General features: G+C 49.0%; 13 protein-coding genes. 12 read left to right on the top strand and 1 reads right to left on the bottom strand.

Annotation, left to right across the window (positions count from 1 at the left end; all coding sequences use genetic code 11):
* Positions 1–10: 10 nt before the first annotated feature.
* The 12 genes from def (at position 11) to OCV96_RS02195 (ending at position 13680) form a co-directional block, all read left to right on the top strand.
* Complete coding sequence (gene def / locus OCV96_RS02250) at positions 11–493, top strand: peptide deformylase (RefSeq protein ID WP_022312555.1); 483 nt, start codon at positions 11–13, stop codon at positions 491–493.
* A gap of 23 nt (positions 494–516) precedes the next feature.
* Positions 517–1452, top strand: a complete 936-nt coding sequence (fmt, locus tag OCV96_RS02245; protein WP_262593381.1) for a methionyl-tRNA formyltransferase — start codon at positions 517–519, stop codon at positions 1450–1452.
* Between the two features lie 61 nt (positions 1453–1513).
* A complete protein-coding gene (locus tag OCV96_RS02240; protein WP_227063156.1) occupies positions 1514–2233 on the top strand; it encodes a zinc metallopeptidase in 720 nt (239 codons plus the stop codon).
* Positions 2234–2235: 2 nt separating this feature from the next.
* Positions 2236–3549, top strand: a complete 1314-nt coding sequence (gene rsmB, locus OCV96_RS02235; protein ID WP_262593380.1) for a 16S rRNA (cytosine(967)-C(5))-methyltransferase RsmB — start codon at positions 2236–2238, stop codon at positions 3547–3549.
* A gap of 25 nt (positions 3550–3574) precedes the next feature.
* Complete coding sequence (rlmN, locus tag OCV96_RS02230) at positions 3575–4648, top strand: dual-specificity RNA methyltransferase RlmN (RefSeq protein WP_262593379.1); 1074 nt, start codon at positions 3575–3577, stop codon at positions 4646–4648.
* 1 nt (position 4649) lies between these two features.
* Positions 4650–5378 carry a Stp1/IreP family PP2C-type Ser/Thr phosphatase gene (locus OCV96_RS02225; protein WP_118502571.1) on the top strand — a complete coding sequence of 243 codons (729 nt, stop codon included), beginning with the start codon at positions 4650–4652 and terminating at the stop codon, positions 5376–5378.
* A 33-nt stretch (positions 5379–5411) separates the two neighbouring features.
* The gene (gene pknB / locus OCV96_RS02220; RefSeq protein ID WP_262593378.1) at positions 5412–7550 is read left to right on the top strand and encodes a Stk1 family PASTA domain-containing Ser/Thr kinase; all 2139 of its coding nucleotides are present in this window, start codon (positions 5412–5414) and stop codon (positions 7548–7550) included.
* 18 nt (positions 7551–7568) lie between these two features.
* Complete coding sequence (gene rsgA, locus OCV96_RS02215) at positions 7569–8462, top strand: ribosome small subunit-dependent GTPase A (protein WP_117464747.1); 894 nt, start codon at positions 7569–7571, stop codon at positions 8460–8462.
* 2 nt (positions 8463–8464) lie between these two features.
* A complete protein-coding gene (locus OCV96_RS02210; protein ID WP_262593377.1) occupies positions 8465–9862 on the top strand; it encodes a 5-bromo-4-chloroindolyl phosphate hydrolysis family protein in 1398 nt (465 codons plus the stop codon).
* 68 nt (positions 9863–9930) lie between these two features.
* The gene (locus tag OCV96_RS02205; RefSeq protein ID WP_262593376.1) at positions 9931–11091 is read left to right on the top strand and encodes a toxic anion resistance protein; all 1161 of its coding nucleotides are present in this window, start codon (positions 9931–9933) and stop codon (positions 11089–11091) included.
* Positions 11092–11188: 97 nt separating this feature from the next.
* Positions 11189–12454, top strand: coding sequence for a methyl-accepting chemotaxis protein (locus OCV96_RS02200; protein ID WP_262593375.1), 1266 nt, complete (start codon positions 11189–11191; stop codon positions 12452–12454).
* A 101-nt stretch (positions 12455–12555) separates the two neighbouring features.
* Entirely contained in the window at positions 12556–13680 is a 1125-nt protein-coding gene (locus OCV96_RS02195) for an N-acetylmuramoyl-L-alanine amidase family protein (RefSeq protein ID WP_262593374.1), read from the top strand.
* On the opposite strand, the gene OCV96_RS02190 is transcribed toward OCV96_RS02195, so the two are convergent.
* Positions 13655–14701, bottom strand: a complete 1047-nt coding sequence (locus OCV96_RS02190; RefSeq protein WP_227063137.1) for an acyltransferase family protein — start codon at positions 14699–14701, stop codon at positions 13655–13657. The genes OCV96_RS02195 and OCV96_RS02190 overlap by 26 nt on opposite strands.
* Positions 14702–14752: the final 51 nt, after the last annotated feature.

The following is a 14752-nucleotide window of genomic DNA, read 5'->3' as shown; positions in this document are numbered from 1 at the left end:
GTAAAGAACTGTGGCAATCAGAAACATTCGTGAATATGGGGATGAAGTACTGACCAAGACCTGCAAAGAGGTCAAGGAGATGACACCCCGGACCAAAGAACTGATCGAGGATATGTTGGAGACTATGTACGATGCCAATGGCGTAGGGCTGGCGGCACCACAGGTAGGTGTCCTGAAGAGAATCGTGGTGATCGATACCACCGGAGAGGATCCGTATATTCTGATCAACCCCCGCATCGTAGAGAGCAGTGGAGAGCAGACCGGACAGGAAGGGTGTCTTAGCGTACCCGGTAAGTTCGGCATCGTAACCAGACCCAATTATGTGAAAGCGGTAGCACTGGATGTGAATATGAAGCCCATCGAAGTAGAAGGAACAGAATTGCTGGCCAGAGCCATCTGCCACGAACTGGATCATCTGGACGGTCATCTCTATGTGGAAAAGGCGGAAGGACCGCTGCAGGATATGACCTACGAGGATGAGGAAGAAGAGTAAGCTTTCCGGAAAGGAGACAGACTATGCAGATCGTATTTATGGGAACTCCCGATTTTGCCGTGGGAGCGCTGGAGGCACTGATCACACAGGGCCATGAGATCACCGCAGTGGTGACCCAGCCGGACAAGCCAAAGGGCAGAAGCAAAGAATTACAGTTTCCTCCCGTGAAGGAATGTGCGGTAAAACATGGCATTCCTGTATTCCAGCCCCGTCGGATCAAGACACCGGAAGCCATTGAGGAACTGAAAAAATATCCCGCAGATATTTATATCGTGGCGGCGTTCGGACAGATCCTGTCTCAGGAGATTCTGGATCTGCCGAAATACGGATGTCTGAACATCCATGCATCCCTCCTTCCGAAATACCGCGGGGCATCTCCTATCCAGAGAGTGATCATCGACGGAGAGGCCGAGACTGGTGTGACCATCATGCAGATGAATGCGGGACTGGACACCGGCGATATGTTGTACCGGAAGAAAATCCCCATTACTTCGGAGGACACCTTTGAAACTTTGCATGACAAGCTGATGGTGCTGGGCGGGGAAGCGATCACCGAGGCACTGCCTCTGCTGGAGGCAGGCAAACTGGTACCGGAAAAGCAGGATGATACCAAGACCTGCTATGCGGCCCTGATCACCAAAGAGATGGGAAAGCTGGACTTTACGAAAACAGCGGCAGAACTGGATCGTTTGATCCGTGGACTGACTCCCTGGCCCAGTGCATATACGCATTATCATGGAAAACAGCTGAAAATCTGGAAAGCCATTCCTATGGCAACTGCGCATAAGGAAGCACCGGGCACGATTCTTACGGTGAATAAGGATTCCTTTGAAGTGGCTGCATCGGGAGGCTCCTTAAAGGTGATGGAACTGCAGCTGGAAGGTAAAAAGCGTATGACAACTCACGATTTCCTGCTGGGGGTAAAGGTACAGCCGGGAGAGCTTCTGGGCGAGCGTTAGGATACGACGAAACGAAAAGCAACGATCGGGTAAGCGGTGTTGACAGAAAGGAGACTTTCGTATGTACGGTGGCTATTACGGATATGGTTATTATTGGGATCCTACTTATTTTCTGGTACTGGTCGGACTGGTATTGTGTCTGGGTGCCAGCGCACTGGTGAATTCCACCATGCGCAAATACAGCAAAGTCCGGAATATGAGAGGATTGACGGGAGCGGAAGCGGCCCGCAACATTCTCAACAGAGAAGGCTTATACAATGTACAGATCGAGTGCCTGAACTCCGATGACGGTGATCATTACGATCCCCGGACGGATACGGTGCGACTGTCTTACAACAACTTTAACGGAACCTCGGTGACCGCGGTCAGTGTTGCGGCCCATGAGTGCGGACATGCCATTCAGCATGCCCATGGCTATGCCCCCATGAACATTCGTGCTGCACTGGTGCCGGTGGTGAATATCGGAAGCAATTTAAGCATTCCCCTGATCTTTTTAGGAGTACTGCTCAGCTGGAACCAGACATTGATCCAGCTTGGTATCTGGGCATTTGCGCTGACCGTTATTTTCCAACTGGTGACACTGCCTGTGGAATTCAATGCTTCCCGCAGAGCTATCGTGAAGGTGGAAGAATACGGGTTATTAGGCAGTGAAGAAGTAAGCGGCGGCAAAAAGGTGCTGACGGCAGCGGCTCTGACCTATGTGGCAGGAGCGGCCTCCTCCGCATTACAGCTGCTCAGACTGATCCTGCTGTACGGCGGCAATCGCAGAAGGAGAGACTAATCTTGAGTGATCATGCAACGACCGATACAAGAGAGATTATAGTGGAGATCCTGCTCAGTCTGGAAAAGGGGCAGGATTTTTCCCATAAATTGATGAAAGCGGTTCTGGATAAATACGATTATCTGGATCCCAGAGAGAAAGCGTTTATTAAAAGAGTCACGGAAGGTACGATAGAGAGACAGCTGGAGCTGGACTATTATCTGGATCGGTTTTCTTCTGTTCCGGTCCGGAAGATGAAGCCTCTGATCCGCTGTCTTCTTCGCATGAGTACTTATCAGATCCTGTATATGGACGCAGTTCCCGACAGTGCGGTGTGCAATGAGGCCTGCAAGCTGGCGGCCAAAAGAGGCTTCCGTACCCTGAAAGGCTTCGTCAATGCGGTGCTGCGTAATATTTCCCGCAGCAAGAAACAGATGCCGTTGCCGGATCCCAAGGATACGGTGAAATATCTGAGCATAAAATATTCCATGCCGGAATGGATCGTGAATCTGTGGCTGCCTGCATATGGCAGAGAAGGAACGGAAACACTTTTAAAAGGACTCCTTTCCATTCATCCGGTATCCCTGCGGTTCTCCACGGAACTGACCGAAGCGGAGAGAGAGTCACTGGCGGAGAAAATTGAGAAAACCGGTGTACGTCTGCAGCAAAGCAGGGAACTTCCTTATGTGTATCTGGCACAGAATCTGGAAAATGTAAGTGAACTTCCGGGCTTTGCGGAAGGCAAATTTACCGTGCAGGATGCCAGCTCCGCACTTGCAGTGGAAGCGGCAGGTATATGCCCAGGTAATACGGTCATGGATCTGTGTGCGGCTCCGGGTGGCAAGACGATCCTGGCGGCGGAATTTGCAGGGGAAGCAGGCCACGTCGTGTCCCGTGATATATCTGAATACAAGACGGACCTGATCCGGGAGAATCTGGAGCGCATGAACCGTAGGAATGTGGAGGTTCAGGTGTATGATGCCACGGTGCATGATCCGGAGAAGGAAAAATATGCGGACGTGGTGCTGATGGATGTCCCCTGCTCTGGTCTTGGTGTTATGGGAAAAAAGAGAGATATCAAATATCATGCCACACCGGAAAGCCTGCAATCCATCACAGAACTGCAAAGGCAGATCGTGGCAGCCGGATGGCAGTATGTGAAGCCGCACGGTGTACTGCTCTACAGTACCTGCACGATCCACCGCGGGGAAAATCAGGAGATGGCAGTCTGGATCACAGAGAATTTCCCGTTTGTACTGGAAGAAGAGAGACAGCTTCTGCCGGGAACGGATGAGACCGACGGATTCTATTATGCAAGACTGCGCAGAAAAGCGTGAGAGATAAGAAGTAAGAGAACGAAAAATGGATACGAAAAAAGATATCAAATCCCTGAATCTGGAAGAATTGAAAACAGAGCTGGAGAGCATGGGAGAGAAGGCCTTCCGGGCAAAGCAGATGTATGAATGGATGCATGTGAAGCTGGTCAGGAGCTTTGATGAAATGACCAACCTCTCCGCAAAATTCAGGGAGCAATGTAAGGAAAAATATGAATACACCTGTGTAAACCCTGTCAGAATACAGGAGTCCAAGATCGACGGAACGAAAAAATTCCTGTTTGAATTATCTGATGGCAATGTGGTGGAAAGTGTCTGGATGCAGTATAAGCACGGCAACAGTGTGTGCATTTCTTCACAGGTGGGATGCCGTATGGGCTGTAAATTCTGTGCGTCCACGCTGGACGGACTGGAACGGAATCTGACTCCTTCCGAGATGCTGGATCAGATTTACGCCATTACAAGACTGACGGGGGAGCGGGTCTCCAATGTGGTAGTCATGGGCACTGGGGAACCGATGGATAATTATGACAATATTTTGAAATTTCTGCATCTTCTGACCGATGAGAACGGTCTGAATATCAGCCAGAGAAATGTCACGGTGTCCACCTGTGGAATCGTGCCCAGAATGCGGCAGCTGGCGGATGAAAAGCTGCAGATCACACTGGCACTGTCCTTGCATGCCACCACCGATGAAAAACGAAGAAAACTGATGCCCATTGCCAACCGGTATTCTATCAAAGAGTTGATGGAAGTCTGTCAGTATTATTTCGAACAGACCGGACGAAGGATCACTTTCGAATACAGTCTGGTGGGCGGTGTGAATGATACGGAAGAGGATGCCAGGGAACTGATCGCCCTGGCGAAGCCGTTGTGCTGCCATATCAACCTCATCCCGGTCAACCCCATTAAAGAGCGGGATTATGTGCAGTCGGATACGAAGCACATTCAGGCATTTAAAAATAAACTTGAAAGTAAGATGATACATGTTACAATTAGAAGGGAGATGGGCCGGGATATTGACGGAGCCTGCGGACAGTTAAGACGCCGTCATACGCAGGAGGCGAAGAACCCGGGGGAACTCTCACAGGAGGAAGTTTGACGTGCTTAAGACGTTTTCCATAACCGATATCGGAAGGAAAAGAAAAGTAAATCAGGACTATATCTATACCTCTGAAAAACCGGTGGGAAATCTGCCGAATGTATTTATCGTGGCAGATGGTATGGGTGGTCACAATGCGGGAGACTATGCGTCCAAGGTAACGGTAGAGACCATGCTTGCCGAGATGGAGAATTCTTTTGAGAAGAATCCCACCCTGATCTTCCGCAAAGCCATTGAGGAAGCCAATGATGTGATCCGCAAGAGAGCCAGCGAGGATGAAAAGCTGGAAGGAATGGGGACTACGGTTGTGGTGGCATCCTGCATGGGCAGATTCTTACAGGTGGCCAATGTAGGAGACAGCAGACTCTATGTGGTGGGCAGCAAGATCCGCCAGATCACAAGAGATCATTCGTATGTAGAAGAAATGGTACGGATCGGAGAACTGGATCGTGCCGATGCAAGGAACCATCCGGATAAAAATATTATTACCAGAGCGGTAGGGGCGGAAGACAAAGTGGAGCCGGATTTCTTTACCGTGGAATTACAGGAGGGTGAGATCGTCCTTATGTGCTCGGATGGTCTGACAAATATGCTGGAAGACGAGGAAATCCGCATGATTATCAGCGGAGCCAGAGACCTTGTGGAGAAGGCAGAGAGCCTGGTGGAGGCGGCCAATGCCAACGGCGGCAGAGACAATATCAGTGTGATACTGATCGAGCCGTGCGCGTAAATTACCCAGCTTTTTTGGAAATGGAGAGCAAGTATGATCAAAATCGGAATGATGATCGGCGATCGCTATGAGATCCTGGAAAAAATCGGAACCGGCGGTATGTCAGATGTCTATAAAGCAAAATGTCACAAGCTGAACCGCTATGTGGCGATCAAGGTATTGAAGCAGGAATTCAGCGAAAATGCTAATTTTGTATCCAAATTCCGGATCGAGGCACAGGCGGCAGCAGGACTGATGCACCCCAATATTGTCAATGTCTATGATGTCGGGGAAGAGAACGGAATCTATTATATCGTCATGGAACTGGTAGAGGGTATTACCCTCAAAAAGTACATTGAGAAGAAGGCCAGACTGTCTTACAAGGAAGCGGTAAGTATCGCCATCCAGGTAAGCATGGGTATTGAGGCTGCACATAATAATCATATTATCCATCGGGATATCAAGCCGCAGAATATTATTATCTCCAAGGACGGCAAAGTCAAGGTGACGGACTTCGGTATTGCCAAGGCAGCTACCAGTAATACCATCACTTCTAATGTCATGGGAAGTGTACACTATACTTCTCCCGAGCAGGCCAGAGGGGGGTACAGCGATGAAAAGAGTGATATCTATTCGCTGGGTATCACCATGTTCGAGATGCTGACGGGAAGAGTTCCTTTCAACGGGGAGACTACGGTTGCCATCGCCATCAAGCATATTCAGGAAGAAATGCCGTCTCCGAAGGAGTTTGTACCGGAGATCCCTTCCAGCGTAGCCAGTATTGTACTGAAATGTTGTCAGAAGTCTCCGGACCGCAGATACCAGAATATGGCAGAACTGATCGCGGATCTGAAGCAGTCCCTGATCAACCCGGAGGAAGATTTCGTGGTGAACACCGATCCGGATATGGAAGGTGGTACCCGGATGATCTCCGATGAGGATATGGCGCAGATCAAACGAAAAGTCCCTTATCAGGGAGGACGGGAATACGAAGAACCGGATCATGATGAGACCATGCGTCTGCGTTCCGATACCGAAGCCATGTATGAAAACGATGAGGATGGCGAAGACGAGGATAATTACGACTACGACCCCAAGATGGAGCGCGTGACCACAATCCTGGCAATTGTAGCCGGTGTGGTGATCTGTATTATCCTGATCGTTCTGGCAGTGAAGATCTTCGGCGGCAAAAATGAAGGAAGCAGCGACTCTAACTCAGGACCGATCATTACGACCGAAGAGACGGATGCCACAGAAGTGGAAAAGGTCTCCATGCCGGATGTAAGGGGCATGAAGGTAGAAGATGCAAAGAGCACCCTGACCAGTCTGGGAATCCTCACAGAGGTGACTTATGAGGAGTCCGACACGGTAGCGGAAGGTGTTGTTATCAATACAGATGTCAGCGTGGGAGCACAGATCGATAAGGGCAGCAAGGTAACCCTGAAAGCCAGTGCAGGAACTCAGGGTGTGGAAGTACCCAATGTGGTGGATCTTACTTTTGATGAAGCCAATACTCAGTTGGTAGGCAAGGGCTTCCTGGTCAACAAGACAGAGAGCTATTCCGATACGGTAGAGTCCGGCCGGGTGATTTCCCAGACCCCTTCCGAGGGCAACAAAGCACCGAAGGGCAGTGTGATCACTGTGACAGTAAGTCTGGGTAAGGAAGATACCAAGATCCGTGTGCCGAATCTGATCGGTCTGTCCGAGCAGGACGGTACGGTAGAAGCCATCGAGGCAGGACTGACCGTAGGCAGTGTGACCTATATCTACAGTGACGAAGTGGGAGAAGGCATGATCTGTTACCAGAGCTATTCCCATGGCTCCTATGTGGAGCAGGGAACCTCCATTGATATCAAGGTCAGTCAGGGAGCTCAGAAGGTGACTTACAAGTGTAATGTCAGCATTGCGGCACCGACGACTTCGGAAGCACCCGGCTATGTATCGGGAATGGAAGTCAGCATCAAACTGGTGACGGATGACGATAACGTACTGCTGGATACCAAGACCAGCACTTTCCCGGTAGCTACCAATTTCAACGGTATGACTGCCTCCGGTGGTACGCTCACCATGACGTATCAGGTGACAAGCGAACCGACCACCACAACGAACCCGGATACCGGGGAGCAGGTGACGGTTCCCGGAACGACAGAAGACCGTTCCTTTACCAGAAGAGTTGAGTTCGTAAAGGAATAAGATCAAAGGCGGGAAGCTATGAAGGGCAAGATTATAAAAGGAATCGCCGGGTTCTATTACGTCCATGTAGCGGACGATGGCCATACAATGGGCACGGTGTACGAATGCAAGGCAAAAGGAGTCTTTCGCAAGGATCACAGAAAACCCCTGGTCGGGGATGACGTGGAGATGGATGTCCTGGATGAGGCACAGAAAAAAGGAAATATCAGGGAATTGCTTCCCAGACACAGTGAACTGATCCGTCCGGCGGTAGCTAATGTGGATCAGGCGCTGGTGATCTTTGCCATCACGAAGCCACAGCCGAATTTTAATCTGCTGGATCGTTTCCTGGTCATGATGCAGCAGCAGGACATTCCCTGCATTATCTGTTTTAACAAGCAGGATATTGACGAGGAAGGCAAAAAGGAAGATTATCGTGCCATTTACGAACAGGCGGGATTCCGTACGATCACGGTCAGCGCAGCCAGACAAGAAGGGATAGATACCATTCAGGAGCTGCTTCGCGGCAAGACCACTACGGTGGCGGGTCCCAGCGGTGTCGGTAAATCCTCTCTGGTAAACTGCCTGCAGTCCGGCACAGTGATGGAGACCGGCTCCATCAGTGAGAAGATCGAGCGGGGAAAGCATACTACCAGGCACTCCGAACTGATCTCCATTGCACAGGATACGTATATTCTGGATACCCCGGGATTTAGCTCTCTGGGGTTGTTTCGGTTGGAGAAGGAGCAGCTGGCGGAATTTTATCCGGAGTTTGCCCCTTTTGAAAAATATTGCAGATTCGGAGGCTGCTCCCATATCTCTGAGCCGGTATGCGGTATCAAGGCTGCTGTGGCAGAGGGAGAGATCCCGCAGATACGTTATGAGAACTACTGTCTGCTCTATGATGAACTGAAAAATCAGAGAAAATATTAATTATGAGTGAAGTGCAGAATAATCTAGGGGAAAAATTCAAAGAGACCATTACGGAAGCGATGAAGACCGGAGATTTTCATGCGTTGAACACGCTGGTGACGGATACGGTCAACGATGCCTTGCGGGAGGCGGATTTCCAGGCAAATCTGTCCAGGGAAGCCACGGAAAAAAAGGTGTGGAATTCCCAGCGCAGCTGGCAGGATAAAAGGCGGGAGGAAGTCAAGACCGAGGCAGAGATCCAGGCAGAACGGCAGCAACGGGAAAAACAGCAGGAGGAGCGCCGCAGGCAGAACGAAGAATGGCACCGGCAGCGCAGAGAGCGGGAAAAGCAGTGGGAAGAACAACGGAAGGCTCAGGCAGAGCAGAACCGTGCACGGAATCAGGCACAGCCGGTGACACCCAGAAAAGCTACTGCGGCAGAAATGACTTCTCTGGTCAAAATGGAAAAGAAGGGAAACGTGTCCGGAACATTGTGCACTGTGTTCGGCGGGATCGGACTGGGGTTCAGCGGACTGGGACTTCTGGTACAGCTGTTACTGGCAGCTTTTCAGGCAGCATCTCTGAGTGCGGCAATCCTTCCGGGAGTATTGTCTCTGGTATTTTTAGAGATGATCTCTTATGGCAACGGACAGCGTAGAAGATTAAAACGTGCGGAGAAATATCTGGAACTGTGCGGCACCAAAATGTATGGTGAGATCAACGAAATGGCCCGCTATACCGGAAAAAGTGTCCGCTATGTCAGAAGGGATCTTCGTAAGATGTTAAAAGCCGGAATGTTTCCGGACGGACATCTGGATGATAAAGAGACCTGCTTTATGCTCAATAATGTGATCTACCGTCAGTATCTGGAGACGGAGAAAGCCTATCTGGAGCAGAAGAAGATCAGTGAGCAGGAGAAGGAACAGAATACAGCGGGCACCGATACACAGGATACGGATCAGAACCGCAGAGAGCAGGAACTGCACAGTATGGTGGCAGAAGGAATGGAATACATCCGTCATCTGCGGGATCTGAATGACAGGATCGAAGGAGAAGCTATCTCTGAGAAGCTGTACCGGCTGGAAAATCTGTTGAAGGAGATCTTTGACCGAGTGCAGGAGCATCCGGAGCAGATGCACCGGATGCATAAACTGATGGATTATTACCTGCCTACTATGTTGAAACTGGTGGAGCAGTATGCGGAATTTGACGAGATCAGCAGCCCGGGAGAAGATATTCTCGATGCCAAAAAAGAGATCGAAAAGACACTGGATATGATCAATCAGGCATTCGTTACATTGCTGAACAATCTGTTCCGGGATGCAGCCTTTGATGCGTCAGCGGATGCACAGGTATTGCAGACGATGTTGGCCAGGGAAGGGCTGACGGAATCGGATTTTGTAAGAGAAAAAAGTGTATGACAGCAGGAAAGCAATGCTGATGGTAAATAAAAAATCATGAGAGAGTATGGAAAGGCGGGGTTATAAGTATGAATATGGATCTGGATGCAGCAACAAAAGAGGCACCTACCCTTACACTGGATCCCTTTGCGGAGGCAAAGGCAGAGATCGTGGAGAAGAAGCCGGAGGAACTGGTAGAGGAGCAGGCTGTTCCGGAGATGGAACTTACACCGGAAGAACAGAAAATGGTAGATGATTTTGCGGGACAGATCGATCTGACCAATACCCAGGCGGTATTGCAGTACGGTGCGGGGAGTCAGAAAAAGATCGCAGATTTCTCTGAGACAGCACTTAGCAATGTCCGGACCAAGGATATGGGCGAGGTTGGACAGCTGTTGACGGATGTAGTGGCACAGCTCAAGGATTTTGATACAGAGGAAGACAAGGGATTCTTCGGCTTGTTTAAAAAGAGCGGGGATAAGCTGAATAATCTGAAAGCAAAGTATGATAAAGCGGAAGTGAACATCAGCAAGATCTGTGATGCCATGGAAAATCATCAGGTGGTGCTGTTAAAAGATGTGGCGGTACTGGACAAGCTGTATCAGCTGAATCTGAATTATTTTAAAGAACTGTCCATGTACATTCTGGCGGGTAAAAAGAAACTGACACAGGCGAAAAATGTGGAACTGCCGGAACTTCTGGAAAAAGCACAGAAGAGCGGACTGCCGGAGGATACGCAGGCTGCGAAGGATTTTGCAGCAATGTGTGAGAGATTCGAGAAGAAGATCTATGATCTGGAACTTACCAGAGCCATTTCTCTGCAGATGGCACCCCAGATCCGACTGATCCAGTCCAATGATATCGCTATGTCCGAGAAGATCCAGTCCACACTGGTGAATACGATCCCTCTGTGGAAGAGCCAGATGGTCATTGCCATCGGTCTGGATCATGCCACCGATGCAGCCAAGGCACAGCGTGCAGTATCGGATATGACCAATGAACTGTTGAAGAAAAATGCAGAAGCACTGAAAGTGGCAACCGTGGAGACAGCGAAGGAATCAGAGAGAGGTATTGTGGATATCGAGACCCTCAAGACCACGAACCAGACACTGATGACCACACTGGATGAAGTCATGAAGATCCAGGAGGAAGGCCGTGCCAGAAGACAGAGCGCAGAGGAAGACTTACAGCGGATCGAAAATGAAATGCGGGATAAGCTTCTGGAGATGAGCCGGGCATCCCACACATAATTTTACATAATTTTAAGCAGAGAAATCTTGACGAAACCTCCAGAGGAAATTAAAATAAAATGTATGTAGGTTAATTAATGGAAGGAGCAGGAAACAAATGAAAAAACTGGAAGAAATGTTAAGGGAGAAGCCTATAAAAAATAAGCTTTCTTTTGTATTCCGCATTATGGACGTTTTATATGTGGTGTTGGCCCTGGTGGCAGTTGTGGGATTGATACAGTCAAAAAGCTATGTGGGAAGCGTAATTGCTGTGATCATAGTTGTATTAGCTATTGCATTTAATGCAGCTATGTCAAAAATGCTTACTAAAATGTTAGTAGAACCTATTGAAAGCCTGGTAATGGCAGCTGAAAAGATTGTAGCCGGTGATTTTGAGATCGGAGTACCCTATGAATCCGGGGATGAGCTGGGCAGGCTTTCTGACAGCTTTGAGACCGCAGCAGCTATTTTGAAAAAGGTTGTATCAGATCTGCAGGATATTGTAGAGCATTTTGCTGGGGGTAATTTTGATGTACATAGCAACTGCCCCGATGCGTATGTAGGACAGCTCCGCAATGTACTGGATGAACTGGATGATATGGTGAACAAGGTCAGTGAGACTATGCACGGTATTCAGGGATCTTCCGAACAGGTGTCTGCCGGAAGCAATCAGCTGGCTGTCAGTGCACAGGATATTGCAGAAGGTGCTACCAGTCAGGCTGCAGCTGTTGAAGAACTGGTGGCTACCGTAGAAGAAGTAACGAATCAGGTACTGGAGAACACCAAGTCTACCGATATCGTTCACGATAAGGCAAAACAGGTAGGTATCGAGGCAGCCAACAGCCAGCAGAAGATGGATGAGCTGGTAGATGCCATGAAGAAAATCGATACCACGACCCAGAATATCGAGAAGATCATCGCAGATATCGAGAATATTGCATCCCAGACCAATCTGCTGTCTTTGAATGCTTCCATTGAGGCAGCAAGAGCAGGGGAAGCCGGAAGAGGTTTCGCAGTCGTGGCTGACCAGATCAGACAGCTGGCAGAAGAGAGTGCAAATTCCGCAGTAGAGTCTAAGAAGCTGATCGAAGAATCCATGAACGAAGTAGGAGTGGGTAACAGGGTTACCAGGGAGACCAACGAAGCAATGCAGAAGGTTATGACCGAACTGGATCAGATCATCCAGGAGGTTGCTAATATCCGTACTGCATCCGACAGACAGGCAGTATCTGTCAACAACATCAAGAAGGGTGTGGAGGACATCAACGATGTTATCCAGTCCAACTCCGCAGCAGCAGAGGAAACCTCTGCGACCAGTGAAGAACTTTCCGCTTCTGCAACCACTTTGAATGAATTGTTAGAGCATTTCAAACTGCGTGGTTAGTCAGAGACTGTTTTCGGTAATCGTGAAGAAGAAAGAACAGAAGAACCATAGCTGTAAGATTACAGCTGTGGTTCTTTTCCTGTCGGAGGAAGGAAAGAGAGATGCTTTATAGAAAACATTACAGGATGGTGGCAATCATAGCCGGCATGGCGTTGACAGCAGGCATGACGGCCTGTGGCGCACAGAATAATGCTGAATATCCGGAGAGTGTGGATACACATAGTACCGGAGTGTACGGGACAAGCATAGAGAATGAGATGGCTTCTGCAGTGGCTGGTAGGGAAACGCAGGCAGAGACATTGCCATCACAGGAGCCGGAAGATGCCCTGGCACGGGAAACGCAAACGTTACAGGAGAATAGTATACCGGAGGCTGAAGAAACGGTACCACAAAGTGAAGCTTTAGAAGCCCACGGGGCTGATCAGACAGAAACGGTGTCAAGCCAGCCTGCAGAATACACTGATTTACAGCAGATCACTCTGAATCCGGACTGGGAATATGCGGATCATTCGAAGATAAATACCGGAGCCGCAGTACTATACCGGGCACCAGAGGAGTCCGGAAGCAAGGGAATCATTATCGGAGTGAATGCGGGACATGGCACCGCCGGTGGGGCCAAAGTAAAGACGCTGTGCCATCCGGACGGTTCGGCCAAGACTACGGGAGGCAGTACGGCAGCGGGAGCTACGGAAGCTGCGGCAGTGTCCGGAGGCATGACATTTCAGGACGGGACACCGGAGCGAACGGTTACTTTGCAGATGGCACAGATTCTGCGGGACAAACTGTTGGCCTCCGGCTATGATGTACTGATGCTCAGGGACGGAGAGGATGTGCAGTTGGACAATGTGGCCAGGACCGTGATCTGCAATAACGTGGCAGACTGCCATATCGCACTGCACTGGGACAGCGGTGACGGCAAGAATTACGACAAGGGATGCTTTTACATCTCTGTGCCGGAAGTACTGAAGAGTATGGAGCCGGTGGCATCCCACTGGCAGCAGCACGATGCTCTGGGAGCGGATCTGGTGGAAGGGCTGCGGGGACAGGGAGCAACGATCTATGGAAAAGGAAACATGAGCATTGACCTGACCCAGACTTCTTATAGTACGATCCCTTCCGTGGATATGGAACTGGGAAATGCATATTCCGATCACAGCGATGCTATACTGGATCAACTGGCGGAAGGATTGCTGCAGGGGATTAACGTTTATTTTCAACAGCAGTAAGATTGGACAGAGCGGCAATGCATTGATCGGAGATGAACTTCAAAAGAAATCCCAGCACTGCCATCAGCAGCAATTCAACGAGAAACAAACCTAAAACACCCACCATACCGCGCATATAGGGAATAGCCCTCGGAGTGATAAAATAGATAATGATATGGTGGACCAGAAATACTTCATAAGAGTAGTTACTTATCGTACGGAGAAATCGGCCGTGTCCTTTTTCGAGAACCGGTTCCAGGCATGCAGCGGAAATCCAGAAGGCAACGGCCAGTATCGTTATTTTCAAACCGGTGCTGATGGGAAGTGCAAAAGGGCACAGAACAAAGAAAATCACCACCGGCAGGGATAAGAAAATCCATTTAGGATTGAATTTTTCATGATAATAACCAATCATCATACCGATTACGAACTCGTAGCCCTTCAGGAAGAAGTTCATATGGATGGGGACGGAGAAATCGTAATGAAATAAAACAATCAAATAAATCCCGGTAGCGATGATAAAAAAGAACTTTTCACTTTTTATCATAAAAAATCGAAGCAATGGAAAGATCAGATACAACAGAATAAGACATCCCAGAAACCATTCTCCGATGGTAAGGGAAAAGGTGCTGATCCCGTGCATGCTGACCCAGGAATCCATTCCAAGAAAAGTAAAAACAATTCTCCACGCAGGAATTCCTTCAGGAAAAATATTGTGGACGGAATGGCTCTGGAAAAGGAGAAACAGGAAATAAACAATGTAAAGTATATAAAAGGGAATCAGGATGCGCAGAAATCTTTTCTTATAATATTTTGCGAGGCTGAAGTTCTCCTTCGCGGTATAGGAGAGACTGGCACCGGATAACATGAAAAATACAGCAACACCCAGGGTTGCCAGATGCATATTGCTGTTGGAAAACAGAGGATTGAGTCTCTCTACGGGACAGATTCCGGAGAGATAGAGCTGAAAGAGCAGATGATAAAAAATAATGAAACAAAAGCAGGTACATCTAAGTAAATCAAAATAACGTATTCTTTTCATTGATTTTTCCTCTTTGGTTTATGATAATGCATATTATAGCATATTTTTATT

The sequence above is a fragment of the Waltera acetigignens genome, from assembly GCF_025567015.1.
In the GTDB taxonomy this organism is placed as follows: domain Bacteria; phylum Bacillota; class Clostridia; order Lachnospirales; family Lachnospiraceae; genus Acetatifactor; species Acetatifactor acetigignens.
The sequence above is the reverse complement of the archived record's forward strand: the minus strand, read 5'-3'. Positions and strand labels throughout refer to the sequence as shown.